The following is a 26,253-nucleotide window of genomic DNA, read 5'->3' on the forward strand; positions in this document are numbered from 1 at the left end:
GGCAGGCTTGGGTCATGGCATTCGGTGACTATCAGCTCGAGATCTACCTTCAAGGCCTCTCCGGAGTTCTGCCGTCGTATCCGATGGCATTCGCCGAACTGGAGGCCAAGGCCCAGGCCGCCATGTCCCCGTCCCTGTGGTCCTACGTCGCCGGCGGCGCGGGCGACGAGCGGACGCAGCGGGTCAACGTCACGGCCTTCGAACGCTGGGGCCTGGTGCCGCGAATGTTCGTGGGCGCCAAGGAACGCGACCTCTCCGTCGACCTCTTCGGGCTGACGCTGCCGTCACCGTTGTTCATGGCACCCGTCGGGGTCATCGGCCTGTGCGCGCAGGACGGGCACGGTGACGTGGCCGCGGCCAAGGTGGCCGCCCGCACCGGCGTCCCGCTGATGACCTCGACGTTGACGACCGACCCGCTGGAGGACGTCGCGGCCGAGTTCGGCGACACCCCGGGCTTCTTTCAGCTCTACACCCCAACCGACCGCGACCTGGCGGCCAGCCTGGTCTCCCGCGCCGAGGCGGCCGGCTACAAGGGCATCGTCGTCACGTTGGACACCTGGGTTCCGGGCTGGCGTCCGCGCGACCTCTCGACGTCGAACTTCCCGCAGCTGCGGGGGCACTGCCTGTCGAATTACACCAGCGACCCGGTCTTCCGCGCCTCACTTGCGCAGACACCCGAGGAGAACCCGCAGGCGGCGATCCTGAAGTGGATCTCGGTCTTCGGTAACTCGTTGTCCTGGAACGACCTTCCGTGGCTGAGATCGCTGACCACGCTGCCGCTTCTGGTCAAGGGCATTCAGCATCCGGACGACGCGCGCCGGGCGATCGACGGCGGCGTCGACGGCATCTACTGCAGCAACCACGGCGGGCGACAGGCCAACGGGGGACTGCCGTCCCTCGACTGCCTGCCGGGGGTCGTCGAGGCCGCCAACGGTGTGCCGGTCCTGTTCGACTCCGGTATTCGCAGCGGCGCCGACGTCGTGAAGGCGTTGGCGCTGGGCGCCACCGCGGTCGGCGTCGGACGGCCCTACGCCTACGGCATGGCGCTGGGCGGCGTCGACGGTGCGGTCCACGTGTTGCGGTCCCTTCTCGCCGAGGCGGACCTCGTCATGGCCGTAGACGGCTACGCCTCGCTCAAGGACCTGGTGCCCGACGCGCTGCGCCGCGTCGACTCGGCGGAGGTGTCCCGATGAGGGCCGTGCGTTGCCTCGGCGGCACCCTCGAGGTCGTCGACGCCGCCGAGCCGCAGCCGCAGAAGGGGCAGCTCGTCCTCGAGGTCAAGCGTTGCGGCATCTGCGGTTCCGATCTGCACGCCCGCCACCACGCCGGCGAGCTCGAAGACGTCATGACGACGGTCGGCTACGAGGACTTCATGCGGGCCGACACCCCCGTGGTGATGGGCCACGAGTTCTCCGGGGAGGTCGCCGAACGGGGTCGCGGGGTCGGCAAGGAGTTCAAGGTGGGGACGCTGGTGGTCTCGTTCCCCCTGCTGCGCGCCGCCGGCGGGGTGCACCTGACCGGGCTGTCGCCGTTGGCACCCGGCGGCTACGCCGAGCGGGTGCTCGCCGAGGCGGCGATGAGCTTCGTCGTACCGAACGGGTTGTCGGCCGACCTCGCCGCGTTGACCGAACCGATGGCGGTGGCCCTGCACGCGGTGCGGCGCAGCGAGATCGCCAAGGGTGACGTCGCGATCGTGATCGGCTGTGGCCCGGTGGGGCTGGCGGTGATCAGCCACCTCAAGGCCTCCGGGGTCAAGACCGTCGTCGCGAGCGACTTTTCCTCCGGCAGAAGGGCTCTCGCGTCGAAGTGCGGTGCCGACGTCGTGGTCGACCCGGCGGTCGACTCGCCGTACGAGCGCGCGGGGACCAAGGGCATGATCACCAGGGCCCCGGCCCTCTACGAACTGGGCATGGGTTCGATGGAGAAGCTGCGCAAGCTTCCGGGGTGGTCTCACGTCTACCGGGCCGCCGACGCACTCGGTGCGGCAGGGCCCAAGCGGCCGGTGATCTTCGAATGCGTCGGCGTCCCCGGCATGATCGACGGCATCGTGGGCGCGGCCCCGCTGAATTCTCGCGTCGTGGTCGTCGGCGTCTGCATGGGCGAGGATAAACTGCGTCCCGCGATGGCAATCAGCAAGGAAGTCGACCTGCGCTTCGTATTCGGTTACACCCCACTGGAATTCCGCGACACCCTGCACATGCTGGCCGACGGCAAGGTCGACGGCTCGCCCCTGCTCACCGGCACCGTGGGGCTCGACGGTGTGGAGGCGGCGTTCGACGCCCTCGGCGATCCGGAGACGCACGCCAAGATCATGATCGACCCGGCGAGCGCCGCTGTGGCGCCCTAGCCGGGTCACCGTGTGGTCTCGAAGTGGCGACACGGCCCGCACGACGGGGTGACGCTGGGACCCGTCTGCCACGGTAGGGGGGTGGCGGCAGCGGTCGAGGTGGTGCTCGAAGAATTCGACGAGTACCTGGCATTGCACCGCGGTCGGTCGGAGCACACCCGCCGCGCCTATCTCGGCGACCTGCGCTCGTTGTTCGCCTTCCTGGGCGAGCAGCCGTCGTTGGACCGTCTCACCCTGCCCGTGTTGAGGTCGTGGTTGTCGGCGCAGGCGGCGTCCGGTGCCGCGCGCACGACGCTGGCCCGCCGGACCTCCGCGGTCAAGACGTTCACCGCCTGGGCGTGGCGCCGGGGCTTGCTGGACGGCGATCCGGCGGCACGGCTTCAGGTGCCCCGGGCCCGTCGCTCCCTGCCCGCGGTGCTGCGTCAGGACCAGGCGCTCGACGCGATGAAGGCCGCCACCTCCGGCGCGCAGCAGGGCGACCCGATGGCGTTGCGCGACAGGCTGATCGTGGAGACGTTGTACGCCACGGGAATTCGGGTCAGCGAACTCTGCGGGCTCGACGTCGACGACGTGGACACCGGGCAACGGGTCCTGCGGGTGCTCGGCAAGGGCGACAAGCAGCGCACGGTGCCGTTCGGCGAACCCGTGCTCCAGGCGTTCACCGCGTGGGTCACCGACGGGCGGCCCGCGTTGGCCACGTCGACCTCGGGTGCCGCGCTGCTCCTCGGCGCCAGGGGCGGGCGCATCGACCCCCGTCAGGCCCGCACCGTGGTGCACCAGACCATGGCCGCCGTCGACGGCGCACCCGACATCGGCCCGCACGGGCTGCGGCACAGCGCGGCGACGCACCTCCTCGAGGGCGGGGCCGACCTGCGCGTCGTCCAGGAACTCCTGGGCCATTCGTCACTGGCGACCACGCAGCTGTACACCCACGTCAGCGTGGCGCGCCTGCGAGCGGTGCACGACCAGGCGCATCCACGGGCTTGAGCCGAAGGGGAGTGGTGGCCACCAGACCGACCGGGTCGACGTAGTCGGCGCGTGACGCCGGCCCCCACATCGCACCCCAGTGCAGGCACGCCGCGGCGCTGCAGCCGGGATGGCCGGCGCGCAGTCGGCCGACGGCACTGCCCGCGTCGACCAGTTGGCCCACCCGCACCACGGCGTCGACCGGTTCGTAGGTGGTCCGCAGCCCGCCGGGGTGGGCGATCGAGATCAGGGGTCGGCCCGCCAGCTCGCCCGCGAAGACGACGGTGCCCGCTGCTGCGGCGTACACCGGCTGTCCCGTCGTCGCGGCGAGGTCGACGCCGCGGTGCCCCCGGTTCCAGTTCGGTGCTGGCGCGTCGAACGTCCGCATCACCGCAGGTCTGGGCCGCAACGGCCAGTCCAGCCGGTCGTCGGCGGCGTGGGCCGGCCCGGCGGTGAGCAGGCCAACGGTAGCCAGCATCGCCAGAAACTTCATCGCACCAGTTCAGCGTGTCGAATGGGCCGACGGAAGGCGTCGACGGAGATCTGTGGATGAAACGACCGTCCGGCACCGCCGCGTGGCAAGAGCACGCATGTCAACGGTGTAAACTCAGTCCCGCAATCTGCATTAGTGGATTGACTTCGCGCGCCCGTGCCGCAGCCTCGAACTCTCAAGGTCGCACACGCATGCCGGTTGGTCTCGTGGAAACACGGGTCCGGCACGCAACGGGCGCCAGGGTTCGGCATCACCCGGTGCCGGACGACAACCGTCAATGTGTAAGGACAAGGCAACCATGCCTGTTGTAACAATGAAGCAGCTGCTGGACAGCGGCGCGCACTTCGGGCACCAGACCCGCCGTTGGAATCCCAAGATGAAGCGATTCATCTTCACCGACCGCAACGGCATCTACATCATCGACTTGCAGCAGACGCTGACGTACATCGACACGGCGTACGAGTTCGTCAAGGAAACCGTCGCCCACGGCGGCAGCATCATGTTCGTCGGTACCAAGAAGCAGGCGCAGGAGTCCATCGCCGACGAGGCCACCCGAGTCGGGATGCCGTTCGTCAACCAGCGCTGGCTCGGTGGCATGCTCACCAACTTCCAGACCGTGCACAAACGCCTTCAGCGGATGAAGGAGCTCGAGGCCATGGAGCAGACCGGTGGCTTCGAGGGTCGCACCAAGAAGGAAATCTTGATGCTGACGCGCGAGAAGAACAAGCTCGAGCGCAGCCTCGGCGGTATCCGCGACATGCAGAAGGTGCCCTCGGCGATCTGGGTCGTCGACACCAACAAGGAGCACCTCGCGGTCGCCGAAGCTCGCAAGCTGAACATCCCGATCCTGGCGATCCTTGACACCAACTGCGATCCCGACCTGGTCGACTACCCGATCCCGGGTAACGACGACGCGATCCGCTCGGCTGCGCTGCTCACCAAGGTGATCGCGTCCGCGGTCGCCGAGGGGCTCAAGGCCCGCTCGGGTGCCGGCGCCGACAAGGGTGCCGCCGAGGGTGGAGCCGAGCCGTTGGCGGAGTGGGAGCAGGAATTGCTCGCCACCGCCACTGCACCGGCGGCTGCCGCTCCCGCTGAGGCGGGCCCGGTCGCCACCGAGACGACCACTGAATCTTCGTAGGAGAGAGAAAATTGGCGAACTACACCGCTGCCGACGTCAAGCGACTTCGGGAGCTGACCGGCTCGGGCATGCTCGACTGCAAGAACGCCCTGGTCGAAGCCGACGGTGACTTCGAGCGGGCCGTCGAGGTCCTGCGCATCAAGGGTGCCAAGGACGTCGGCAAGCGCGCCGAGCGGGCGACGGCCGAAGGTCTGGTCGCCGCCAAGGGCGGCGCGCTGATCGAGCTGAACTCGGAAACGGACTTCGTCGCGAAGAACGAGGAGTTCCAGTCCGTCGCCGCACAGATCGTCGACGCCGCCGCCGAGTCCAAGGCCGCCGACGTCGACGCACTGAAGGCGGCGAAGATCGGCGACAAGACCGTCGAGCAGGTCATCGCCGACCTCTCGGCCAAGATCGGCGAGAAGCTCGAACTTCGTCGCGTCGCGTACTTCGACGGCACGGTCGAGGCGTACCTGCACAAGCGGTCGTCGGACCTGCCGCCCGCGGTGGGCGTGCTCGTGGAGTACACCGGCGGCAACCCCGAGGTCGCGCACGCCGTGGCCCTGCAGGTGGCGTCGATGAAGGCCAAGTACCTCACGCGTGAGGACGTGCCCGCCGAGGCCGTCGCCAACGAGCGTCGCATCGCCGAGGAGACCGCGAAGGAGGAGGGCAAGCCGGAACAGGCTCTGCCCAAGATCGTCGAAGGTCGACTCACCGGCTTCTTCAAGGACGTCGTCCTGCTCGAACAGTCGGCGATCGCCGACGACAAGAAGACCGTCAAGGCGCTGATCGAGGACGCCGGACTGACCGTCACCCGGTTCGTCCGGTTCGAGGTCGGCCGCTCGTAGGCCAAGCGCAACAGGGAGACCCCGCGTCCGCCGGTGACACCGGCGGACGCGGGGTTTCTCCGTTTCCGGGCATTGCTAGCGTCTGGGGGATGACTCTCTCGGCATTCGACGACGACGCGCTCGGACGACTCGACGCGATGGGCGTCACCGAGGCCATCGCGGCCGGGGCGGTGTCCCGGGTGGACGTCGTCGAGGCGGCGATCGCCCGCACGGAGAAGGTCAACCCGCAGCTGAACGGCCTGGCCTTCGAGGCCTTTGACGCCGCCCGGGCCCGCGCGGCGGCGAGCACCCGCTATGGCGGCTTCTTCGACGGGGTGCCGACGTTCGTCAAGGACAACGCCGCGGTGCAAGGCATGCCGACGATGGAGGGCACCGACGCGTGGCACCCGCGGCCCGAACGCGCGCACGGCGACTTCGCGCGTACCTACCTGTCGACGGGCCTGGTGGCGCTGGGCAAGTCCCAGCTCTCTGAGTTCGGCTTCAGCGCCGTCGCCGAACACCCCCGGCTTGGAGCGGTCCGAAACCCCTGGAACATCGACTACACCGCCGGGGCGTCGTCGTCGGGTGCCGGTGCGTTCGTCGCCGCGGGCGTGGTGCCGATCGCCCACGCCAACGACGGAGGAGGGTCGATCCGCATCCCCGCGTCGTGCAACGGTCTGGTCGGACTGAAGCCGTCGCGCGGTCGGCTCCCGCTGGATGCGAACATGCGTCAGATGCCGATCCGGATCGTCGCCAACGGAGTGGTCACCCGCTCGGTTCGGGACACCGCCGCGTTCTACCGTGAGGCCGAGAAGGTCTGGCGCAGCCCGAAGCTCGCGCCGATCGGCGACGTGACGCGGCCCGGGCGCGCGCGGCTGCGCGTCGCGGTAGTCACCAAGTCCGTCAAGCGCGAGTGCAGCCCCGAGGTGCGCGATCACACCCTCCGCACCGCCGAGCTGCTCGAGCGGATGGGGCACCACGTCGAGTATCTCGACGCTCCGCCGGTGCCGGCGTCGTTCATCGACGACTTCCTTCTGTACTGGGCGATGCTGTCCTTCGCCCTGGTCCGCGGTGGCACGAAGCGGTTCGGTGCGACGTTCGACCGCGACAAGCTGGACAACCTCACCCTGGGGCTCGAGGCATTCGCGGCGGCCAACCTGCGGCGGCTCCCGGTGGCGATCGCCCGACTGGCGACGCTACGCCGCCGGATGCTGCCGCGGGTGCGGGACTACGACGTGCTGTTGACGCCCACCTTGGCCGACGTGCCGCCCCTCGTCGGGCACCTGAACCCGACCGCCGACTACGACCAGATCATCGAGCGGTTGGTCGACTGGGTGGCGTTCACCCCGTTGCAGAACGTCACGGGCGACCCGGCGATCTCGTTGCCGCTTGGCCATTCCGCCGGCGGCCTGCCCGTCGGCATGATGTTCAGCGCTCAAATGGGCCGCGAGGCGACGCTGCTGGAGCTGGCATACGAGGTGGAGGAGGCCGTGCCCTTCCGTCTGATCACGGATGCCGCCGATGCGGAATCCGGCGTCCAATCACGTTGACAGTAGCCAGTTCTCAATTCGACCCATCGTCGGGACGACGAAATCCGTTGCGGGCGCGACACAGCACCGTAATCCGACTTAGGTCGAGTTAACCTTCCGGACATCACGCGTGGCAACCGAAGAAACACGGCGCGCTGAACATCGCCTGTGTGGACCCCACTGCGCCGACGACCGTTCGATCACCGGCGATCGCCACTGCGTCCGGGAACACCTTCGGGTACCTGGTCCGATTCGCGCTGGCGAACATTCGTCGACGCCCCGAGCGGTTCGTGCTCTCCGTCCTCGGCATCGCGCTGGCGATCGCGTGCGTCACCATCGTCCGCACCATCTCGTCGAGTTTCGCCATCACCGGTGCCGACTCGGTGACCGACGTGCTGGGCGGTGCCCAACTGTGGGCGGTGCCGGCCGCCGGCGTGCACTTCGACCCGGACGCGCAGGCGCTGGTCGCCGACGGGGCGTCGCCCGAGCTGACGCTGCCGGCGGGGTGGCGCGGCGTCCAGACGCTGTCCGGCGTGACGACCGTGGGCGGCAACGCGGTGTCGCTGCGCAGTGGCGACGACGTGCCTTCTGGTGAAACCACTCTGGGGTCGGCGCTGGCCGACCGCCTCGGTGTGGGCCCCGGTGACCGGGTGGACATCGGCGGCCAGAGTCTGGTCGTCGCGGTCGCGGGGGACGGCCAGTCCGCCGTCGTCTCGACCGACCTCGCGCGGTCGGTCGTCGGCGAGAAGGGGTGGTGGACGTTATTCGCCCCCGACGGCCGGGAGAAGGACCGCAACCTCGCGCAGACATTCGGTGCGGCGACGGGACTGCCGTTCACCGCCGACCCCTCGGTCATGCCGGACGCCGGCGGCGGGGGCCTGATCTACGACACCGTCGGCGGCAGCGGGCCGCTGACCTTCGAGCAGAAGTTCTCGGCGTTGTTCTCCGGCAAGGTGACCAGTTCCACGCTCGGATTGATCTCGACCATCGGCCTCGGGCTCGGCTTCGTCATCGCAGTATCGTCGTTCCTGGCCGCCGTGCAGGAGCGCAAGCGCGAGTTCGGCATCATGTCCAGCATCGGGCTCGCCGACGAGGTGCTCTACTTCTTCCTCGTCGAGTCGGCCGTCGTCTTCGTGGTCGCCTACCTCGTTGGCATCGCCGGAGCGGGAGTCGCAGTGGCACTGGTGATTCCGGGCATTGCGACGCCGACCGCGTGGCTCCAGGCCTCGGCCATGGTCGCGGCGTTCCTGCCGGCGATGGCGATCGTCGGGGCTCTGGTGCCGGTGCACAGGCTGCTTCAGCAGCGACCCGTCGACCTCTTGGGGGACCGATGAGCGCTCGCGCGAAGAGAATGGGGTTGAGCTAGACATGTTGACCAAGGGTCTCGCCTATGGCTGGCTGGCCGCGCGCCGACGGATCGGCGAAATGATCTTGCCGGTCGTCACCACGGCCACGGGCGCCTTTCTGGTGGTCCTGGTGTTCGGCATGCAGGACGGTATACGTGCGCAATCCGCGTCGCTCGGACACGCCGACGAGATCGGCCGAGCCGTCATCCTCATCTCGGTGACCGTCCTGCTGGTCGGCGTCGTCGAGGTCGCCGTCGCCACCACCAGAACCGTCGCCCACCGCACCAGGGAACTCGGCGTGCTCGGCGCGAACGGCGTGCCGCGCGCCCCCGTGGTCGCGGCCCTGCTCGTCGAACCGCTGGTGGCAGCCGTGCTCGGCGCCGTGGTCGGGGCGGCATTGGCCGGCGTCGTCGCAATGGCGCTCGGGGCAACGGGTTTCGTGCCCACCGGGGTCGCGGTCGGCGGACTGATTCTCGGTGCGGGCATCGCCGTGGTCGTCAGCATCGTCGCCGCGTTGGTCACCAGCGTCCTGCCCACCTGGACCGCAGCGTCGCGGCCACCCATTCACTCGCTCTCCGGTGGAGGTTGATTCATGACGGTCGTCAATCACGAGAACACGGCGGTCGACGCCGCGGCGTCGACCGCACCCAACGAGGCTGCGGCACCGGTCATCGAGGTGTCGGACGTGTGGAAACTGCACAAGCTGGGGGACGAGGTGGTCAAAGCCCTCGTCGCCGCCGATCTGCGGGTCATGCCCGGTGAGTTCGTCTGCCTGATGGGACCCAGCGGCAGCGGAAAGTCCACGCTGCTCAACATCATCGGCGGACTGGACCGGCCCACCAAGGGATCGGTCGCCGTCGCGGGCAAGGACACCGGAGCGCTCACCGAGAGCCAGTTCGCCGCGCTGCGACACGACACCATCGGCTTCATCTTCCAGAGCTACAACCTCATTCCCTTCCTGTCGGCCGTCGAGAACGTCGAGCTACCCCTGATGTTCGAGCCGTACGACCGGAAGGCGTTGCGCACGAGGGCCATGGAACTTCTCGAGCTGGTCGGTTTGAGCCATCGGGTTCACCATCAGCCGACCAAGATGTCCGGTGGTGAACAGCAGCGCACGGCCATCGCGCGCTCGCTGATCAGCAATCCGACGTTGGTCCTCGCCGACGAGCCGACGGCGAACCTGGACCACAAGACGGGCGAGACGGTCGTGCGCATGCTGCGCGACCTGTGCTCGACCATGGGCGTCACCGTCGTCGCCAGCACCCATGACCCGATCGTCGCCGAGGAGGCCAGTCGGGTCGTCCGGATGCGAGACGGCCAGATCGTCAGCTGATCCGGTAACCCGACGAACTCGAAGGAACCACAGTGACCCAAGAAATGGAAGCACGGCCGTCGAGCGTCGCCGACCGCGACGCGTTGATGACGACGGAGCTCGTCCCCGAACAGATCCTGCCCAAGGTGATGAGCACCTTCGGCCTCACCGCGGCCTACGTGTTCATCATCTGCTGGGTCACGGGATCCTCGGTGATGGCCGCGGGCGGCTGGACCGCGATCCCGATGTGGGTGCTCGGCATCATCAGCTTCCTGGTGCCCGCCGGCATGGCCGTCGTCGAACTCGGCAATCTCTGGCCCGGCCAAGGCGGGGTGTACATCTGGGCGCACCGCACCATGGGTGAAACCTGGGGATTCATCGGCGGATACCTGTCCTGGGTGCCGGTGATCCTGAACGCCGCGTCGTCTCCCGCGGTGGTGCTGCAGTTCCTGCTGCTGGCCTTCCACACCGAGCTCGGACTGACGACGAGCATCATCCTGCAGCTCGTCATCCTGTGGACCGTGGTGGGTCTTGCGCTGGCCAAGCTCGCCGCCAACCAGAAGATCATGAACGTGGTGTTCGTGGTGTACGGCGTACTGACGCTGACGATCTTCGTCTGCGGGTTGCTGTTCGCCGTGAAGCACGGTTCGGCCACGCCGTTCGACTGGCACGAGGCCACGGTGCCTAACTTCGCCGTCGCCGGCTTCCTCTACGGCACGGTGCTGCTGTACCTGCTCGGCGTCGAAACGCCGTACAACATGGGCGCGGAGTTCCTTTCGGTGCGCAAGAGCGGACCGAAGATGATCCTGTGGGGTTCGACCGCACTGGTCGCCATCTACCTGCTGACGACGCTCGGCACGATGATGGCGCTGCCCGGCGACAAGATCGACCCCGTCACCGGAGTCATCGGTGCGCTCGGCGTGTCGGGTTTCCCCGGGCTGATGGAGATCTGTGCGGTGGTGCTCGCCGGCATCATCATCGTGGCGCTCATGACCTACCAGGTGGCCTACTCGCGGCTGATCTTCGTCTCCGGCCTCGAGCGGCACCTGCCGCGCATCTTCACCCATCTCAACCCGCGCACCCGGAACCCGGTGACCGCCATCCTGATTCAGGGCGTGCTGTCGTCGCTGATCCTGGTTGGGCTGTACTCGCAGAGCAGCATGGCGAACGTCACCATCTACCTGCAGGGCGGTCTGAGCACGGTGTGGCTGCTGTCCGGGTTCTTCTTCCTGATCCCGGTGGTCGTGGCCCGCAAGAAGTACGCCGATCGTTACGTCAACGAGAAGTTCTGGCGCATTCCGGGCGGCATGGTCGGCGTGTGGATCGTCGTCGTCGTCGGCTCGATCGGCACCATCGCGGGCGTCTACTACTCGTTCGTGACGCCGTGGATCGACGTGCCGCAGTCCACCTGGATGACGTGGGTCGGCGGAATCAGCCTGGGCATGTTCGCCCTCGGCCTGATCGTGTTCGTGTTCGGCAAGCGTTCGGCCCACAAGATGACCAAGGAGGATTCGTTGGCCCATCTGGCGGTCTTCGACCTCAAGAAGTCCGACACAACCACCGAGGGAGTTTGAGTACATGACCCTGGACAGCACCACGCGTCGCGCGGAAGCTACCGAGGACACGACCAGCTATCCGTTGGACCCGTTGTCGGGGGAGGAGGTCCAGGCCGCGGCCGCCATCGTCATGGCGTCCGAATATGCCTCGCCCACACTGAAGTTCGTGATGATCCAGCTGGCGGAACCGGCGAAGACCGCCGAGTTGACGTTCTCCGGGCTGGACGTCCCCCGGTGCGCGTTCGCCACGATGTACGACGCCGCGGCGAAGCTGATCTACGAGGCGGTCGTCGACCTCGACGCCAGCATGATCGACTCGTGGAAAGCCATTCCCGGTCGCTTCCCGTCCTACCTGGTCGAGCACATGACGGGGGTTGAGGAGAAGGTCCGCGAGGACCCGCGGTGGCAGGAGGCGATGCGCAAGCGCGGCATCACCGACTTCGACCTCGCGATGATCGATCCGTGGCCGGCCGGCTACTACGGTGCCGCCGACCACTACGACAACTCGCCGCTGATCTGCCGGCCGTTGACGTTCATGCGCGCGGCGCCGTCGGAGCACGGCTACGCACGGCCCGTCGAGGGTCTGATCGTCACCTTCGACCTCGACCACATGGAGATCGTGGACATCGAGGACCACGGTGTGGTGCCGATGCCGCCGACGGCGGGAAACTACGACGAGCGGTTCATGTTCGATCCGAACAACCGGCCGGCGTTCACCGAATTCCGTTCCGACGTCAAGCCGATCGAGATCACCCAGCCCGAAGGCCCCGGCTTCACCGTCGACGGGTGGCAGGTCACGTGGCAGAAGTGGTCGATGCGCATCGGCTTCAACCCGCGCGAGGGCATCACGCTGCACGAGGTGACCTACACCGACCGCGGCGAGACCCGGCCGATCATGTACCGCGGTTCGCTGTCGGAGATGGTGGTGCCCTACGGCGACACCTCACCGACCCACTGGAACAAGAACGTCTTCGACATGGGCGAAGTCGGAATGGGCTTCTCGGCCAACCCGTTGACGCTGGGCTGTGACTGCCTGGGCGAGATCCACTACTTCGACGGCATGGTCAACGACTCCGACGGCAACGCCGTCACCATTCCGAACGCGATCTGCATGCACGAGGAGGACTACGGTATCTCCTGGAAGCACACCGACTTTCGGACCGGCGAGGTGGAGGTACGTCGCTCGCGCCGGTTGGTGATATCGATGATCTGTACGGTCGGCAACTACGAGTACGGGTTCTTCTGGTACTTCTACAACGACGCGTCGATCGAGGTCGAGGTCAAGCTGTCGGGGGTGCTCACCACCGGGTCGATCGCCGAGGGGGAGGTGCCGCGCTGGGGCAAGCTCGTCGCCCCGGGCGTCTACGGGCCGAACCATCAGCACTTCTTCAACTTCCGGCTCGACATGAGCGTCGACGGGCCGGGAAACAGTGTCTACGAGGTGGATTCGATCCCCGAGCCCGATCCGGCCCTCAACCCGCACCACAACGCGTGGATCACCCAGGACACGCTGGTGGCGTCGGAGGCCGAGGGTGCCCGGGACTGGGACTGGAAGACCGGTCGATACTGGAAGATCGCCAACCCGTCGAAGACGAACGAACTCGGCAGTCCGACGGCCTACAAGCTGGTGCCCAAGGACATCGTGCCCGTCATGGTGCAGGAGGGTTCCTACATCTACGACCGGGCGCGGTTCATCCAGCACAACCTGTGGGTGACCAAGTACGACGAGGCGGAGAAGTTCGCCGCGGGGGACTACATGTACCAGTCCGCGGACGCGCAGGGACTGCCGGACTTCGTCGCCGACGACGCGCCGCTGGAGGACACCGACGTGGTGCTCTGGTACACCCTGGGCGCACACCACGTGGTGCGGCCCGAGGACTGGCCGGTGATGCCGTGTGCCTACACCGGCTTCCACCTCAAGCCCATCGGCTTCTTCGACGGCAACCCGGCACTGGACATTCCGCCGACGCCGCCGAAGGCGTGCCACGGTGCCCACCACGCGGGTCTGCCGGTCGCGGAGCGGGCGCTGGAGTCCTAGCTATCCCAGTTCGGCGAGCAGGCGCCGGAAGTGACGCCGGTCCTGCTCGCTCAACGGGGCCAACACCTTTCGCTCGGCGTCCTGCACGCCGGGGTCGACGTCGACCAGCAGTGCCACGCCGTCGCGTGTCAGTTCGGCGGGCAGGGACCGTCCCGACGCCACGGCGGCGGGGCGGGTGACGAGGCCACGGTCCTGGAGTCCGCGGAGCACCATGTTCATCGCCTGCGGGGAGACGTTGGCGTCGCGCGCCAGCTCGGCGTTGGACTTCCCCGGCGAGTGGGACAGGATCCGCATGCAGATGTACTGCGGGAACGACAGATCGAGCGGTTCCAGCACGCCGGCGATGACCTCGTTGCGCAGGGCGGCGGCGACCCGGACCAGGAGTAGGCCGAGCGGTTGATCCTCGCGTGCGCTCATGTCAACCATCTTGACACATATCAACTACGTTGATAAGCATGACGGTATGAGCAATCCCCTTGAAGTCATGTTCGACGCCGCCTACCGGGGCGAGGCGGAGCAACTGGGTCTTGGTACCAAGCCGCCGTGGAGCATCGGTGAGCCGCAACCCGAGATCGCCGCGGTGATCGACGCGGACAAGTTTCACGGCGACGTCCTGGACGCCGGCTGCGGCGAGGCTGCGACCGCGCTCGAGCTCGCCGCCCGCGGCTTCACCACCGTCGGGCTCGACCAATCCGCGAGCGCGATCGACCTGGCGCGTGCCGAGGCCGCCCGGCGTGGCCTGTCCACCGCGACCTTCGACGTCGCCGACATCAGCGCGTTCACCGGATACGACGGACGCTTCGGCACCATCGTCGACTGCACGCTCTTCCACTCCATGCCGGTCGAGCTCCGCGACGGATACCAGCAGTCGATCGTGCGCGCCGCCGCGCCTGGCGCGTCGTACTACGTCCTGGTGTTCGACCGTGCGGGGATGTCCGAGGACGTACCGATGAACCCCGTCACCGAGGAGGAACTGCGTGCCGCGGTCTCTCCGTACTGGGTCGTCGACGACGTCCGGCACGCCCGCATCCACGCCAACGCCGCGCAGAATCCCGCCGCGTCGGCCGATTTCGCCGGCTCGGGCATCCGGGACGAGGGCAACGGCCGGGTGTCGATGCCCGCATGGCTGTTGTCGGCGCATCTGGGCTAGCGCTCACCCCTTCGCTCTTCCCGCCCAGCCGTTTGGCAGGATTGGGGGCACTCACGTGCGGACCGAAGGAGTGTCATGGCGGAAACGGTCCTGGCGGACCCCACTGAGCGGCCGGGGTATTCGCGTGTCCTGCTCAAACTGGGCGGGGAGATGTTCGGTGGCGGGCAGGTCGGTCTCGATCCCGACGTCGTGGCGTTGGTTGCCCGGCAGATCGCCGAAGTGGTGCGCGGCGGCGTGCACGTCGCGGTGGTCATCGGCGGCGGCAACTTCTTCCGCGGCGCGCAGCTCCAGCAGCGCGGCATGGAGCGCAGCCGCTCCGACTACATGGGCATGCTCGGCACGGTGATGAACAGCCTTGCGCTGCAAGACTTCCTGGAGAAGGAAGGCATCGACACCCGGGTGCAGACCGCCATCACGATGGGCCAGGTCGCCGAGCCCTACATCCCGGGTCGCGCCCGTCGGCATCTGGAGAAGGGCCGCGTCGTCATCTTCGGTGCCGGCATGGGCCTGCCCTACTTCTCGACCGACACCACCGCCGCGCAGCGCGCGCTCGAGATCGGCGCCGAAGTGGTCTTGATGGCCAAGGCGGTCGACGGCGTCTACACCGACGACCCGCGGAAGAACCCCGACGCCGAGCTGCTCAAGACCATCACCCATCGCGAAGTCATCGACCGTGGCCTCCAGGTCGCCGACGCGACGGCGTTCAGCCTCTGCATGGACAACCGCATGCCGATCCTGGTGTTCAACCTGCTCGTCGACGGCAATATCGCGCGCGCGGTGGCGGGTGAGAGGATTGGGACGCTGGTCACCACCTAACGGGTGGACGAGCGACACCGACGGGAGAAGATGAAGTGATCGACGAAACCCTCTTCGAAGCCGAGGAGAAGATGGAGAAGGCGGTCTCGGTCGCCCGGGACGACCTGTCGTCCATCCGCACCGGTCGCGCCAATCCCGGCATGTTCAACCGGATCAAGATCGAGTACTACGGTTCGCCGACGCCGATCACCCAGCTCTCCAGCATCAACGTGCCTGAAGCGCGGCTCGTCGTCATCAAGCCCTACGAGGCGAACCAGTTGCGGCCCATCGAGGATGCGATCCGCAACTCCGACCTCGGGGTCAACCCGGGCAACGACGGCAACGTCATCCGGATCTCGATCCCACAGCTGACAGAGGAACGTCGTCGCGACCTGGTCAAGCAGGCCAAGGGCAAGGGCGAGGACGCCAAGGTCACGGTGCGCAACATCCGCCGCAAGGCCATGGAGGAGCTCGCCCGCATCAAGAAGGACGGCGAGGCAGGCGAGGACGAGGTGGGGCGCGCGGAGAAGGACCTGGACAAGAGCACCCAGACCTACACCGCCCAGATCGACGAACTGGTGAAGCACAAAGAAGGCGAGCTGCTGGAGGTCTAGGTCGCAGCAGACCTGACCTTCAGCAACAGCACGGTGGCAGACACCGACACGGCGTCCACCGACGGGCCCGAGACACCGGCTCCCAAGAAGAAGGCGGGCCGGGCCGGACGCGACCTCCCCGCCGCCATCGGCGTGGGAGCGTTCCTTGGCTTTGGCGTCATCGCCATCCTGGTGTTCGCACCGCTGGGCTGGGTTCCCGTCGTGGCGGTCGCCATGGCCGTCGCCACCCACGAGGTCGTCAAACGACTACGGACGGCCGGGTACTCCATCCCGATCGTCCCGCTGCTCGTCGGCGGTCAGGCCATGGTGTGGTTGACGTGGCCCTTCGGCCCCGCGGGCGCCCTGGGCGCGTACGGCGCCACGGTCGTGGTCTGCATGATCTGGCGGCTGCTCTCCGGTGGCATGAAGAACGCTCCGGTGAACTACCTGCGCGACGTCACGACGACGATCTTCCTGGCCGCCTGGATACCGCTGTTCGGCGCCTTCGGCGTCCTGCTGGTGTACCCGGAGGACGGTCGGTGGCGGGTGCTGTGCCTGATGCTCGGCGTCGTCTTCTCCGACATCGGCGGCTACGCGGCGGGTGTGCTGTTCGGCAAGCACCCGATGGTGCCCTCGATCAGCCCGAAGAAGTCCTGGGAGGGCTTCGCCGGGTCGCTGATCTTCGGGACGGCCGCCTCGGTGCTCGCCGTGGCCTTCCTGCTGGAGAAGCCGGCCTGGGTCGGCATTCCGCTGGGTCTGATGCTCGTCCTGACCGGCACGCTCGGCGACCTCATCGAGTCGCAGGTCAAGCGCGACCTGGGCATCAAGGACATGGGCACGCTGCTACCCGGCCACGGTGGCCTGATGGACCGGCTCGACTCGGTCCTGCCCTCTGCCGTCGCGACGTGGGTCGTCCTGACGCTTCTTGCCTGACGTGTTGAGCCAGCACGCCATCGCGCCGACTACCAGGCCGACCCCGACGCCGAGGTCAACCCGCTGGCCCAACATCAGCCAGGACAGCACGCCCGCGACCGCGGGGATCACGCAGAACAGCATCGACACCGCCGCAGCGCCGTGCAGGTTGATGGCGCGCACGTAGAGCGAGACGCCCAGGGTTGCGTTGAGCAGCACCACGCCGGCCACGGCGAACGCGGCCTTCGCGGGCTCGTGGACGGCGAACGGCGTCGTCAGGGTGAGGGCCAGGGCCGGGATCAGCGCGACCCCGTTCTGCACGGCGGTCGAGGCGCGGAAGTCGACGTCGGCACAGAACCGCTGCTGGTAGACCCCACCGGCCGCCAGGCCGACCAGCGCGACCAACAGCAGCAGCACCGCCGGGTCGACGCCGCGTTCGGAGACCAGCCGACTGGCGCAGGCGGCCAGGACGGCGACGACGCCGAGCACCAGTGCCAGGATCCGTCGCGGCGTCAGACGGTCGCGGAGGAACGCGGCGGCGAGCATCGCCGTCGCGACGGGATTCATCGCGACGACCACCGCGCACAGGACCGCCGGAGCGCCGTGCTGAATGGCCAGGTACAGCGCGCAGAACTGCACCGCCTGCATCAGCAGACCGGTGACGGCGACGTGCCCGAGGACGCGCCCCCTCGGCCAGCGCACCTTGGCGAGGGTGGCCCACGACCCGAGGATGAGGCCGGCCAGGCCGAAGCGGAAGGCCAGCACCGCCATCGGCGTCATCTCGTTGACCGCCATGTTCCCGATCGGATACCCGAGCGCGTAGAAGAACGTGACGGCCACCGCGGTCTGCATGGGCATGCGGGTCGGCGACATGGTTCTCATCGTGGGGACGTCCGGCGGCGCCGTCCAACGAATATCGGCGATCACGTTTGATCGCCAATGCTGATCAATTGTTCGCCCATGGCCGTGTCCCGCGCACGACGACACCGTTCTTTGATCGTCGATGCTGATCGGAGTACCTTGACAGGGTGAGTCAGGTCCTGGACATTGCACCGCTGCGCAGCGTGGTCGCCGTCGCCGACTGTGGCGGATTTCACCGCGCCGCGACCGTTCTGCACCTCACCCAGTCGGCCGTCAGCCAGCACGTCCGCCGCGTCGAGGCGGTCGTCGGCGGGCCCGTCGTCGAGAAGTCCGGCCGCGGCGTGGCCTTCACCGAATTGGGTCATCGGCTGCTCGCCCACGCGCGCACCATCCTCGCCGCGCACGACGCCGCGCTCACCGACCTGGGCGCCGCAGAGGAACGGGTGCTGTTGATCGGCGCAACCGAACACGGCGCCGACGTCATGTTGCCCGGCCTGACCGGAGCGCTGGGGGAGAGGCTGCCCGAGCGGCGGCTGAGATTCCGGCTGGACCGCAACGTGATGCTCGCCGACGCGATCGACCACGGCACCGTCGACCTGGCGGTGATGCTGGACGGCTCCGGCCTCGACCCGGCGAACGCGTCGGGAGTCGTCGCGCTGAAGTGGGTTGCCGGTCGCGCGTTCTCCATGCCCGCGAACGATCCGTTGCCGGTGGTGATGTTCTCCGAGCCGTGCACGCTGCGCGAGCCCACCTTCGCCGCGCTCGACCGCATGGGCGTGCCCTACCGGATCGCCGCCGACAGCTCCGATCTGTCCGGATTGTTCGCCGCCGTGCGATCCGGCCTCGGCGTGGCGCTGCTGCCGATGATCGGACGACTGCCCGACGGACTGTGCCTTGCCGAGGGATTGCCTCCAACCAGCCGTGCGACGGTGTTCGTGCGGGGCCGTGCCGGGGTGGACGCCAGTGCGCTGGCGGCCGTCGAGGGAGCGGTTCGTGACGTTTTGAGTGAACAGGCCTGATAATGAGCGAGACCATGAAACTTCCGTTGGTGTTCGACGCGCCCACCCGTGGGAAACCCCCGCGGCACTTCGCCGACCTCGACGACGACGCGCGCGGTGCCGCCCTCACCGAACTGGGGCTACCCGCGTTCCGCGGCAAGCAGTTGGCGAACCAGTACTTCGGCAGGTTGATCGCCGATCCGCGTGCCATGACCGATCTGCCGGCCGCGTTGCGCGACCAGGTGGCCGAGGCGCTGTTCCCCCGACTGCTCGACGTCGTGCGCTCCGTCGAGTGTGACGGTGCCGAAACCCGGAAGACGTTGTGGCGGGCCGTCGACGGCACCACCATCGAGTCGGTGCTGATGCGCTATCCCAACCGCAGCACCCTGTGCCTGTCGTCGCAGGCCGGGTGCGGCATGGCCTGCCCGTTCTGCGCCACCGGCCAAGGCGGCCTGACCAGAAACCTCACCACCGCCGAGATCCTCGAACAGGTCCGCGCGGCTGCGGCCGTCATGCGCGACGACCACGACGGCAGACTCTCGAACATCGTGTTCATGGGCATGGGTGAGCCGCTGGCCAACTACAACCGCGTGCTGGCCGCGGTCAAGCGGATCATCGCGCCGGCGCCGCACGGGTTCGGCATCTCCGCGCGGTCGGTGACGGTGTCGACCGTGGGGCTGGCGCCCGCCATCCGCAAGCTGGCCGACGAGCGGCTCGGGGTGACGCTGGCACTGTCGTTGCACGCCCCCGACGACGAGCTGCGCGACACGCTCGTGCCGGTGAACAACAGGTGGAACGTCGGCGAAGCCCTCGACGCCGCAAGGTATTACGCGGACGTGACCGGTCGTCGCGTGTCCATCGAGTACGCGCTCATCCGCGACGTCAACGACCAGCCGTGGCGGGGTGACCTCCTCGGCAAGAAGCTGCACGGAGCGCTGGGACCACTGGTCCACGTCAACGTCATCCCGCTGAATCCGACGCCGGGCAGCAAGTGGGACGCCAGTCCCAAGCCCGCCGAGCGGGAGTTCGTCAGGCGGGTCCGCGAGCGCGGGGTGTCCTGTACCGTTCGCGATACCCGTGGTCGTGAAATTGCCGCTGCCTGCGGTCAACTCGCCGCCGAGGGCTAGCGAACTGGGGTAGCGATGCGACGGCTCAACGGTGTGGACGCCCTGCTGCTGTACACCGAGGCGCCCGAGATCCACATGCACACCTTGAAGATCGGCATCCTCGACGTCTCCGGGCTCGACGGCGAATTCACCTTCGAACTGTTCCGTCGGGTGGCCGAGCCGCGCTTGCTTGCCCTCACACCGCTGCGATACCAACTCGTCGACGTCCCGCTGAGGCTGCACCACCCCATGTGGGTCGAGAACCCGGGGATCGACTTCGACCACCACGTCCGCCGGGTGTCGGTGCCGCCGCCGGGAGGGCGACGCGAACTCGACCAGCTCATCGGCGAGATCGCCGGCACGCCACTGGATCGCGACCGGCCGCTGTGGGAGATGTACGTCGCAGAGGGACTCGTCGGCGACCGCGTGGCGATCATCCACAAGGTGCACCACGTGCTGGCCGACGGCGTCGCCTCGGCGAATCAGCTGGGCTGGGCCATCCAAGCCGAACCACCCGAGTTCCCGGCCAAGGCCATCCACACCGAGGCGCGCGAGCGGACGACGAGCGGGCTGATGGTGGCCGCCGGCCGGGACCACGCCCGTCAGATCCGGCGGTTGCCACGGCTCCTCGCCGACACCGCCAGCGGGGTGACGAGGGTGCGTCGTCGCGTCAAGGAGCGCGGCACGCATCCCGGACTCGCCTCCAACTTCGCCCCGCCGCCGTCGTTCATCAACCACGTCGTCTCGCCGGTGCGTCGATTCGCGACCGCTCCGCTGGCCCTCGCCGACGTCAAGGAGGCGGCCAAGACTCTCGGCGTCACCATCAACGACGTCGTGTTGGCCACGGTCGCCGGTGCGCTGCGAGAACTCCTCCTGAAGTACGACGGTGCCGCCGACACCCCGCTGATCGCCGGGGTACCGGTCAGCTACGGAGATCCGGATCGCTTGGCGGGCAACGAGTTCACCTACATGACGCCGTCACTGGCGGTACACGTCGCAGACCCCGTCGAACGCGTTCGGCTGACGGCGACGGCGACCGCGATCGCCAAGGAGAACCATCACCTGCTCGGCCCCAACCTGATTCCCAACTGGTTGAACTTCCTGCCGCCGGCGGTCGCACCGGTGGCCTTCCGGTGGCAGTCCAAGCGAATGCAGTCGAGCATGATCATGAACCTCACCGTCTCCAACGTGCCGGGACCCAGGGAACGAGGGTCGTTCGGGGGAGCGGTGATCAGCGAGATCTACTCCGTCGGCCCACTGGTCGCCGGGAGCGGCATGAACGTCACGGTGTGGAGTTACGTCGACCAGCTCAACGTCTCGGTGCTCACCGACGACCTGACGACCGAAGATCCGCACGAAGTGACCGACGCGATGTTCCGGTCGTTCGTCGCACTGCGCAGCGCCGCGGGGCTTTCCGACGTGCTCACCGACGTGGGCGACGCCATGCCGCTCGCGGCGACGACGGTGTCGGGCTAGCGGGTCCAGCCGCGACGGCGCAGCCACCAGTCGCGGAACACGATTCCCCAGATCGCCAACGCGAACCCGATGAGGAAGATGTCCTCGACGTGGCCGACGTGGTTGCCCCGCAGCATCGCGAGCATGAAGAAGCCGGCGAGGATGCCGCCGATCTGGATGGCCCGGTGATTCTGCTTCGACCAACCCCAGTTCGCCGACGGCACGTCCTCGACGTCAACGCCGGTATGCCGTTCGACCTCGGTGTTCGCCACGCTAGCTCCTCAGGGGGTCCGGTCAACTGCGCCCATTCTGACATACGACGGCGCGTCGTATTTAGCGGACGGCCTCGTATCGCCGCAGTGCCTCGACGCGCTCGGCGGCATGGTCGACCATCGGCTCGGGATAGTCGTCGCCCCCGAACTCCGGCACCCAGCGCGTGACGTAGGCGCCGTCGGGATCGAACTTGTTGCCCTGGGTGGTGGGGTTGAACACGCGGAAGTACGGCGCGGCGTCGGTGCCGCAGCCCGCGGCCCACTGCCACCCGTGCTGATTGCTGGCCATGTCGCCGTCGGTGAGCTGCTCGAGGAACCAGCGCGCCCCCCACTGCCACGGCAGGTGCAGGTCCTTGACCAGGAACGACGCGGTGATCATGCGCACGCGGTTGTGCATGAAGCCGGTCTCGGCCAGCTGACGCATGCCGGCGTCGACGATCGGGAAACCCGTCTTGCCGGCCTTCCACGCCTCGAATCGCTTCGTGGCGTCCTCGTCCTCGTCCACCTCGATGCGGTCGAAGTTCTTGTTCCAGTTCCACCACGTGCTCTCGGGCCAGGCGTGGACGACGCTGGCGTAGAAGTCTCGGAACGCGAGCTCCCGCAGGTAGGCCTGCGCGCCGGTGCCGCCACCCAGATCGGCGGCCATCGTGCGGGGGTGAATGGTGCCGAACTTCAGGTGAGCAGACATCCGGCTGGTCCCGTCGTGGTCCGGCCGGTTGCGGTCGTCGGCGTAGTCCTCGAGCGCCGAGGAGACGAACGTCTTCCACGCCTTGCGCGCCGCGGCCTCACCGGCCGGGTGGTCCAGTTCGGCGTCCCCGGCCGGCACGTCGACGCCGCCGCCCACGTCGGCCGGGTCGATCCACCGTGCCGACTTCGCGGTGGTGCGGGCGGGCGCCCGCCAGCCGTGTGCCTTCCACGCGGTGTAGAACGGCGTGAACACCTTGTACGGCGTGCCGTCGTCCTTCGTGACGCGCCCGGGGGAGACCAGGTAGGGCGACCCCGACGGCTCCAGCGGAACGTCGCCCAGCGCCTGGCGGACGGCGTCGTCCCGGCGGACCCCGAACGGGAAGTAGTCGCCCGACACGTGAACGGACGTCGCCTTGGTCTTCTTCACCAGGGCGGGAATGCGGTCCTCGGGCTTGCCCTCGACGATCAGCAACCGGCCGTCGAGTCCGTCGCGCAGCTCCCGAAGCGAGTCGTACAGGTATTGCAGTCGCCGGGGGCCGCCGGACTTCTTCAGTCGAGGGTCGAGCACGTAGCAGGCCAGGACTTCCTCGTCGTCCTTGGCGGCGTCGAGCAGTGCGGGCAGGTCGTGAAGGCGCAGGTCGCGACGGAACCACAGCAACGTTGGCATGGCCCTGATCTTCCCCGTAGTGCGCCGCGGGAAAACGTCAGGTGGACGCTCGTAAGGAATCCGTATGGATCCACTGCGACAATCCCACCATGACGCCGACGACCGACGACTATCCCCGCGACATGGTGGGGTACGGGCCGCATCCTCCCCATCCTCGCTGGCCTGGCGGTGCCAACATCGCCGTGCAGTTCGTCCTCAACTACGAAGAGGGTGGCGAGAACAACGTCCTGCACGGTGACGAGTCGTCGGAGACGTTCCTCTCGGAAGTCATTGGAGCGCAAGCATTTCCGAACCGTCACATGAGCATGGAGTCGCTGTACGAGTACGGCTCCAGGGCGGGCCTGTGGCGCGTGTTGCGGATGTTCGACGACCGTCGACTGCCCTTGACCATCTTCGGGGTGGCCACGGCACTCGCCCGCAACCCCCAGGCGTTGGCGGCCTTCCTGGCGCGCGGCGACGAGATCGCCTGTCACGGGCTGAAGTGGCGCAGTTACCAGCTGGTCGACGAGGAGGCCGAACGGGCCGACATGGCTGAGGCGGTCCGCATCCTGACGGAGTTGACCGGCTCGGCCCCACTGGGGTGGTACACCGGCAGGGACTCGCCGCGGACCCGCGAACTCGTCGTCGAACACGGTGGCTTCCTGTACGACTCGGACTCCTACGCCGACGACTTGCCCTACTGGACGCGGGTGGCGGGACGAGACCACCTCGTGGTGCCCTACACGCTGGACACCAACGACATGAAGTACGTCTCCACGAGCGGGTTTCCGTCGGGAGACGAGTTCTTCACCTATCTGCGCGACGCGTTCGACGTGCTGTATGCCGAGGGCGTTGCGGGGGCTCCGAAGATGTTGTCGGTGGGTCTGCACTGCCGGCTCGTCGGACGGCCCGCCCGCATCGCCGCCCTGGGCCGGTTTCTCGACCACGTGCAGGGCCATGACGGGGTGTGGATCGCGCGCCGGGTGGACGTCGCCCGCCACTGGGAGCAGAACTTCCCTCCGGGCGCTTGACCCTCCCGCCGGGGGAGGCCTCACGGTGGAGGAATGAGCATGAATCTGGACGGCCGACGAGCCGTCGTCACCGGAGGTAGCAAGGGGACGGGGGCGGCCGTCGTGGCTCGCCTGCGCTCGGCGGGTGCGGTGGTCACCGTGGTGGCGCGCCACGAGCCCGACGACGCCGACGACTTCGTGGCCGCCGATGTCACCACGGTCGACGGGGCGGCCGTGGTCGCCGAACACGTGACCACCCTCGGCGGTGCGCAGATCCTGGTCCACGTCGCGGGCGGATCATCCGCGCCCTCAGGCGGTTTCGCGGCGCTGAGCGATCAGGATTGGCTCGACGAGCTGCAGCTCAACCTGCTGGGCGCGGTGCGCCTGGACCGTGCGCTGGTGCCGTCGATGATCGAATCGGGGGCGGGTGCCATCGTGCACGTGGGGTCCATCCAGAGCCGAATGCCCCTCTACGACGGCACACTGGGATACGCGGCGGCCAAGGCGGCCCTGCGGACCTACGGCAAGGGTCTCGCGAATGAGCTTGCGCCACATGGCGTCCGGGTCAACACCGTGTCGCCCGGTTTCATCCAGACCTCGTCGGCCGACGCGCTCGTCGCGAGGATCGCCGAAGCGGCGGGCACGGACGAGAGTGCCGCCCTGCAGACGCTGATGGACTCACTGGGCGGCATCCCGCTCGGGCGGCCCGCGAGGCCCACCGATATCGCCGAGGTGATCGCATTCCTGGTCTCCGACGCCGCGTCGTCAGTGGTCGGTGCGGACATCGTGGTCGACGGTGGGACCGTCGGGACGGTCTAGCAATGGTCATGTGGCACTGACGTTTTGGAGTTATCCACAGGCTGGTGGCGGTGTCTGGTGCCTGTCGGTGTGCGGCGGTAGAGTCGAATGTATGTTCGATTCGTTGGCCATCGCTACCGGTACCTCGGGTGCCGGTGCGGTGGAGGCGTGGTCTCAGGCGGAGTCCGCCGCGTGCGCTCGCAAGGTCGCGGCCATGGCCGGGATGCTCGAGGCCGCCTACGCCGCGTCCGGGTCGGCGTCTCGGGACCTGTGGTGTGTCGACGACTTCGATGCCGTGGCCGCCCACGTCGGGGCGGTTCTGCGGATTACCCCCGGGGCCGCGTCCAACCAGTTGTTGATCGCCGTGGCCCTGCATGAACGGTTTCCTCAGGTGGCCGCGGTGTTCGCCGAGGGTCTGATCACCTATCAGCTGGTGAAGGCGGTGGTGCAGCGCGGTGCGCCGGTCGTCGACCCCGAGGCGCTGCGGGCGCTCGACGCCATGCTGGCGGCGGCGCTGAGCACCCGGGAACCCATGTCGGTGGCGACACTCGAGAAGACGATCGACGGGTTCGTCGCCCAAGTCGACCCGCAAGCGGTCATCCGCACCGAGACTAGGGCCCGGGGCCGCTCGGTGGAGGTGGGTGAGGAGGACGGCAGCGGGATGGCGACGGTGTTCGCGACGTTGTTCGCCCACGACGCGAAGGCGTTCGACGCCCGGATCGACGCGTTGGCCCGCACCGTCTGCCCAGCTGATCCCCGCACCCTGGATCAGCGCCGCTCCGACGCGATGGGCGCACTGTCCCACGGCGCGGACCGCCTCGCGTGCCTCTGCGAGTCCGAGGATTGCCCGGCCGGGGAGAACCCGCCCTCGACGGGGGTGGTGGTCTACGTGATCGCCAGCCAGGAAACGCTCACCCTCGACGAGCGGCCGCCGGTGCCGGCCACCCCGGCACCTGATTCGTCAACGGATGACGGCGGATGCACCGGCGATGGACAAACTGAGACCGCCGAGGGCACCGACGCTGCCGACGACTCGGCGACCGCCAACCAGGCTGACGCGGCAGAGGAGTCGGCCCCCGCGCCGGCCCCCGTCGACGAGCGCACCGCCCTCGACGGCGAACCCCCGGCCATGTTCACCAAGCCGCTGCGCGAGCTGACCCTCACAGAAGCCCTCACCCCCCCCCGGGCGGCTGGCGGGCCTGCGGCCGGCGACGATGATGGGTGGACAGTTCCTGCCCGGCGCGATCGCCTGCCGGGCCATGGTTGGGGCGACGATCACCGCGATCGTGCACCCCGGCCAAGCCCCACCGGAACCCCGGTATCGACCGTCGAGGAAGTTGGCCGACTTCATCAGATGCCGCGACATGACGTGCCGCTTCCCGGGCTGCCGAGCACCGGCGACGAATTGTGACCTCGACCATACGATTCCGTGGCCCTGC

Annotated in this window: 26 protein-coding genes; 21 read left to right on the forward strand and 5 right to left on the reverse strand. The window is 68.1% G+C overall.

The features are described from left to right. Positions 1 to 14 precede the first annotated feature (14 nt). The 3 genes from H7J06_RS07180 (at position 15) to H7J06_RS07190 (ending at position 3,334) form a co-directional block, all read left to right on the forward strand. Positions 15 to 1,193, forward strand: a complete 1,179-nt coding sequence (locus H7J06_RS07180) for a lactate 2-monooxygenase (RefSeq protein ID WP_264037998.1) — start codon at positions 15 to 17, stop codon at positions 1,191 to 1,193. Further along, complete coding sequence (locus H7J06_RS07185; protein ID WP_264037999.1) at positions 1,190 to 2,347, forward strand: zinc-binding dehydrogenase; 1,158 nt, start codon at positions 1,190 to 1,192, stop codon at positions 2,345 to 2,347. Before H7J06_RS07180 ends, H7J06_RS07185 begins: the two co-directional genes overlap by 4 nt. Positions 2,348 to 2,428: 81 nt before the next feature. After that, positions 2,429 to 3,334 carry a tyrosine recombinase XerC gene (locus H7J06_RS07190; RefSeq protein WP_264038001.1) on the forward strand — a complete coding sequence of 302 codons (906 nt, stop codon included), beginning with the start codon at positions 2,429 to 2,431 and terminating at the stop codon, positions 3,332 to 3,334. On the opposite strand, the gene H7J06_RS07195 is transcribed toward H7J06_RS07190, so the two are convergent. Next, positions 3,282 to 3,806: a M23 family metallopeptidase gene (locus tag H7J06_RS07195; protein ID WP_264038002.1), complete on the reverse strand. Its 525-nt coding sequence runs from the start codon at positions 3,804 to 3,806 to the stop codon at positions 3,282 to 3,284. The two genes, H7J06_RS07190 and H7J06_RS07195, sit on opposite strands and share 53 nt — an antisense overlap. A gap of 298 nt (positions 3,807 to 4,104) precedes the next feature. On the opposite strand from H7J06_RS07195, the gene rpsB reads away from it, so the two are divergent. The 8 genes from rpsB (at position 4,105) to H7J06_RS07235 (ending at position 13,531) form a co-directional block, all read left to right on the forward strand. Next, positions 4,105 to 4,944 carry a 30S ribosomal protein S2 gene (rpsB, locus tag H7J06_RS07200; RefSeq protein ID WP_264038003.1) on the forward strand — a complete coding sequence of 280 codons (840 nt, stop codon included), beginning with the start codon at positions 4,105 to 4,107 and terminating at the stop codon, positions 4,942 to 4,944. An 11-nt stretch (positions 4,945 to 4,955) separates the two neighbouring features. Further along, on the forward strand, positions 4,956 to 5,771 hold the full coding sequence (gene tsf / locus H7J06_RS07205) for a translation elongation factor Ts (protein ID WP_264038004.1): 816 nt from the start codon (positions 4,956 to 4,958) through the stop codon (positions 5,769 to 5,771). 89 nt (positions 5,772 to 5,860) lie between these two features. Continuing rightward, positions 5,861 to 7,300: an amidase gene (locus H7J06_RS07210; RefSeq protein WP_264038005.1), complete on the forward strand. Its 1,440-nt coding sequence runs from the start codon at positions 5,861 to 5,863 to the stop codon at positions 7,298 to 7,300. A gap of 149 nt (positions 7,301 to 7,449) precedes the next feature. After that, entirely contained in the window at positions 7,450 to 8,613 is a 1,164-nt protein-coding gene (locus H7J06_RS07215; RefSeq protein ID WP_264038006.1) for an ABC transporter permease, read from the forward strand. 34 nt (positions 8,614 to 8,647) lie between these two features. Next, complete coding sequence (locus H7J06_RS07220; protein ID WP_264038007.1) at positions 8,648 to 9,214, forward strand: ABC transporter permease; 567 nt, start codon at positions 8,648 to 8,650, stop codon at positions 9,212 to 9,214. 3 nt (positions 9,215 to 9,217) lie between these two features. Further along, positions 9,218 to 9,958 carry an ABC transporter ATP-binding protein gene (locus H7J06_RS07225; protein WP_264038009.1) on the forward strand — a complete coding sequence of 247 codons (741 nt, stop codon included), beginning with the start codon at positions 9,218 to 9,220 and terminating at the stop codon, positions 9,956 to 9,958. 86 nt (positions 9,959 to 10,044) lie between these two features. Further along, positions 10,045 to 11,511, forward strand: coding sequence for an APC family permease (locus H7J06_RS07230; protein WP_264038091.1), 1,467 nt, complete (start codon positions 10,045 to 10,047; stop codon positions 11,509 to 11,511). Between the two features lie 4 nt (positions 11,512 to 11,515). Beyond that, a complete protein-coding gene (locus H7J06_RS07235; protein WP_264038010.1) occupies positions 11,516 to 13,531 on the forward strand; it encodes a primary-amine oxidase in 2,016 nt (671 codons plus the stop codon). Here the strand turns inward: H7J06_RS07235 and H7J06_RS07240 are convergent, their stop codons facing one another. After that, positions 13,532 to 13,957 carry a MarR family winged helix-turn-helix transcriptional regulator gene (locus H7J06_RS07240; protein WP_264038011.1) on the reverse strand — a complete coding sequence of 142 codons (426 nt, stop codon included), beginning with the start codon at positions 13,955 to 13,957 and terminating at the stop codon, positions 13,532 to 13,534. It abuts the gene before it with no gap. A gap of 37 nt (positions 13,958 to 13,994) precedes the next feature. Between H7J06_RS07240 and H7J06_RS07245 the strand changes: the two genes are divergently transcribed. The 4 genes from H7J06_RS07245 to H7J06_RS07260 all read left to right on the forward strand — a co-directional run bounded on the left by H7J06_RS07245 (position 13,995) and on the right by H7J06_RS07260 (position 17,002). Then, complete coding sequence (locus H7J06_RS07245) at positions 13,995 to 14,681, forward strand: class I SAM-dependent methyltransferase (protein ID WP_264038013.1); 687 nt, start codon at positions 13,995 to 13,997, stop codon at positions 14,679 to 14,681. A 75-nt stretch (positions 14,682 to 14,756) separates the two neighbouring features. After that, positions 14,757 to 15,497, forward strand: coding sequence for a UMP kinase (gene pyrH, locus H7J06_RS07250; protein ID WP_264038014.1), 741 nt, complete (start codon positions 14,757 to 14,759; stop codon positions 15,495 to 15,497). Between the two features lie 35 nt (positions 15,498 to 15,532). After that, complete coding sequence (gene frr, locus H7J06_RS07255) at positions 15,533 to 16,090, forward strand: ribosome recycling factor (protein ID WP_149478661.1); 558 nt, start codon at positions 15,533 to 15,535, stop codon at positions 16,088 to 16,090. Between the two features lie 33 nt (positions 16,091 to 16,123). Next, a complete protein-coding gene (locus H7J06_RS07260) occupies positions 16,124 to 17,002 on the forward strand; it encodes a phosphatidate cytidylyltransferase (RefSeq protein ID WP_264038016.1) in 879 nt (292 codons plus the stop codon). On the opposite strand, the gene H7J06_RS07265 is transcribed toward H7J06_RS07260, so the two are convergent. Further along, complete coding sequence (locus H7J06_RS07265; RefSeq protein WP_372515264.1) at positions 16,913 to 17,839, reverse strand: DMT family transporter; 927 nt, start codon at positions 17,837 to 17,839, stop codon at positions 16,913 to 16,915. The two genes, H7J06_RS07260 and H7J06_RS07265, sit on opposite strands and share 90 nt — an antisense overlap. Positions 17,840 to 18,009: 170 nt before the next feature. Between H7J06_RS07265 and H7J06_RS07270 the strand changes: the two genes are divergently transcribed. The 3 genes from H7J06_RS07270 to H7J06_RS07280 are packed head-to-tail and all read left to right on the forward strand — an operon-like array spanning position 18,010 to position 21,422. Then, complete coding sequence (locus H7J06_RS07270) at positions 18,010 to 18,861, forward strand: LysR family transcriptional regulator (protein WP_264038018.1); 852 nt, start codon at positions 18,010 to 18,012, stop codon at positions 18,859 to 18,861. Positions 18,862 to 18,875: 14 nt separating this feature from the next. Continuing rightward, complete coding sequence (gene rlmN / locus H7J06_RS07275; RefSeq protein WP_264038019.1) at positions 18,876 to 19,967, forward strand: dual-specificity RNA methyltransferase RlmN; 1,092 nt, start codon at positions 18,876 to 18,878, stop codon at positions 19,965 to 19,967. Between the two features lie 15 nt (positions 19,968 to 19,982). Next, positions 19,983 to 21,422, forward strand: a complete 1,440-nt coding sequence (locus H7J06_RS07280) for a WS/DGAT/MGAT family O-acyltransferase (protein ID WP_264038020.1) — start codon at positions 19,983 to 19,985, stop codon at positions 21,420 to 21,422. Here the strand turns inward: H7J06_RS07280 and H7J06_RS07285 are convergent. Beyond that, on the reverse strand, positions 21,419 to 21,673 hold the full coding sequence (locus tag H7J06_RS07285) for a DUF2631 domain-containing protein (RefSeq protein WP_140687899.1): 255 nt from the start codon (positions 21,671 to 21,673) through the stop codon (positions 21,419 to 21,421). The two genes, H7J06_RS07280 and H7J06_RS07285, sit on opposite strands and share 4 nt — an antisense overlap. 61 nt (positions 21,674 to 21,734) lie before the next feature. Beyond that, complete coding sequence (locus H7J06_RS07290; protein ID WP_264038022.1) at positions 21,735 to 23,027, reverse strand: cryptochrome/photolyase family protein; 1,293 nt, start codon at positions 23,025 to 23,027, stop codon at positions 21,735 to 21,737. 89 nt (positions 23,028 to 23,116) lie between these two features. On the opposite strand from H7J06_RS07290, the gene puuE reads away from it, so the two are divergent. The 3 genes from puuE to H7J06_RS32330 all read left to right on the forward strand — a co-directional run bounded on the left by puuE (position 23,117) and on the right by H7J06_RS32330 (position 26,225). After that, complete coding sequence (gene puuE, locus H7J06_RS07295) at positions 23,117 to 24,037, forward strand: allantoinase PuuE (RefSeq protein WP_264038023.1); 921 nt, start codon at positions 23,117 to 23,119, stop codon at positions 24,035 to 24,037. A 33-nt stretch (positions 24,038 to 24,070) separates the two neighbouring features. Further along, on the forward strand, positions 24,071 to 24,835 hold the full coding sequence (locus H7J06_RS07300) for an SDR family oxidoreductase (RefSeq protein ID WP_264038024.1): 765 nt from the start codon (positions 24,071 to 24,073) through the stop codon (positions 24,833 to 24,835). Between the two features lie 91 nt (positions 24,836 to 24,926). Next, a complete protein-coding gene (locus tag H7J06_RS32330; protein ID WP_308205719.1) occupies positions 24,927 to 26,225 on the forward strand; it encodes a DUF222 domain-containing protein in 1,299 nt (432 codons plus the stop codon). Positions 26,226 to 26,253 lie beyond the last annotated feature (28 nt).

It is taken from the genome of Mycolicibacterium hodleri (assembly GCF_025822245.1).
Classification (GTDB): domain Bacteria; phylum Actinomycetota; class Actinomycetes; order Mycobacteriales; family Mycobacteriaceae; genus Mycobacterium; species Mycobacterium hodleri.

Bases quoted from the DNA above. Each gene is read 5' to 3' on its own strand.
- H7J06_RS07180 (WP_264037998.1), top strand. From the start codon at position 15: ATGGCATTCGGTGACTATCAGCTCGAGATCTACCTTCAAGGCCTCTCC.
- H7J06_RS07185 (WP_264037999.1), top strand. From the start codon at position 1,190: ATGAGGGCCGTGCGTTGCCTCGGCGGCACCCTCGAGGTCGTCGACGCC.
- H7J06_RS07195 (WP_264038002.1), bottom strand. From the start codon at position 3,806: ATGAAGTTTCTGGCGATGCTGGCTACCGTTGGCCTGCTCACCGCCGGG.
- rpsB (WP_264038003.1), top strand. From the start codon at position 4,105: ATGCCTGTTGTAACAATGAAGCAGCTGCTGGACAGCGGCGCGCACTTC.
- H7J06_RS07210 (WP_264038005.1), top strand. From the start codon at position 5,861: ATGACTCTCTCGGCATTCGACGACGACGCGCTCGGACGACTCGACGCG.
- H7J06_RS07220 (WP_264038007.1), top strand. From the start codon at position 8,648: ATGTTGACCAAGGGTCTCGCCTATGGCTGGCTGGCCGCGCGCCGACGG.
- H7J06_RS07225 (WP_264038009.1), top strand. From the start codon at position 9,218: ATGACGGTCGTCAATCACGAGAACACGGCGGTCGACGCCGCGGCGTCG.
- H7J06_RS07230 (WP_264038091.1), top strand. From the start codon at position 10,045: ATGACGACGGAGCTCGTCCCCGAACAGATCCTGCCCAAGGTGATGAGC.
- H7J06_RS07235 (WP_264038010.1), top strand. From the start codon at position 11,516: ATGACCCTGGACAGCACCACGCGTCGCGCGGAAGCTACCGAGGACACG.
- H7J06_RS07240 (WP_264038011.1), bottom strand. From the start codon at position 13,957: ATGGTTGACATGAGCGCACGCGAGGATCAACCGCTCGGCCTACTCCTG.
- H7J06_RS07245 (WP_264038013.1), top strand. From the start codon at position 13,995: ATGAGCAATCCCCTTGAAGTCATGTTCGACGCCGCCTACCGGGGCGAG.
- pyrH (WP_264038014.1), top strand. From the start codon at position 14,757: ATGGCGGAAACGGTCCTGGCGGACCCCACTGAGCGGCCGGGGTATTCG.
- H7J06_RS07265 (WP_372515264.1), bottom strand. From the start codon at position 17,839: ATGCCCATGCAGACCGCGGTGGCCGTCACGTTCTTCTACGCGCTCGGG.
- rlmN (WP_264038019.1), top strand. From the start codon at position 18,876: ATGAAACTTCCGTTGGTGTTCGACGCGCCCACCCGTGGGAAACCCCCG.
- H7J06_RS07280 (WP_264038020.1), top strand. From the start codon at position 19,983: ATGCGACGGCTCAACGGTGTGGACGCCCTGCTGCTGTACACCGAGGCG.
- H7J06_RS07290 (WP_264038022.1), bottom strand. From the start codon at position 23,027: ATGCCAACGTTGCTGTGGTTCCGTCGCGACCTGCGCCTTCACGACCTG.
- puuE (WP_264038023.1), top strand. From the start codon at position 23,117: ATGACGCCGACGACCGACGACTATCCCCGCGACATGGTGGGGTACGGG.
- H7J06_RS07300 (WP_264038024.1), top strand. From the start codon at position 24,071: ATGAGCATGAATCTGGACGGCCGACGAGCCGTCGTCACCGGAGGTAGC.
- H7J06_RS32330 (WP_308205719.1), top strand. From the start codon at position 24,927: ATGTTCGATTCGTTGGCCATCGCTACCGGTACCTCGGGTGCCGGTGCG.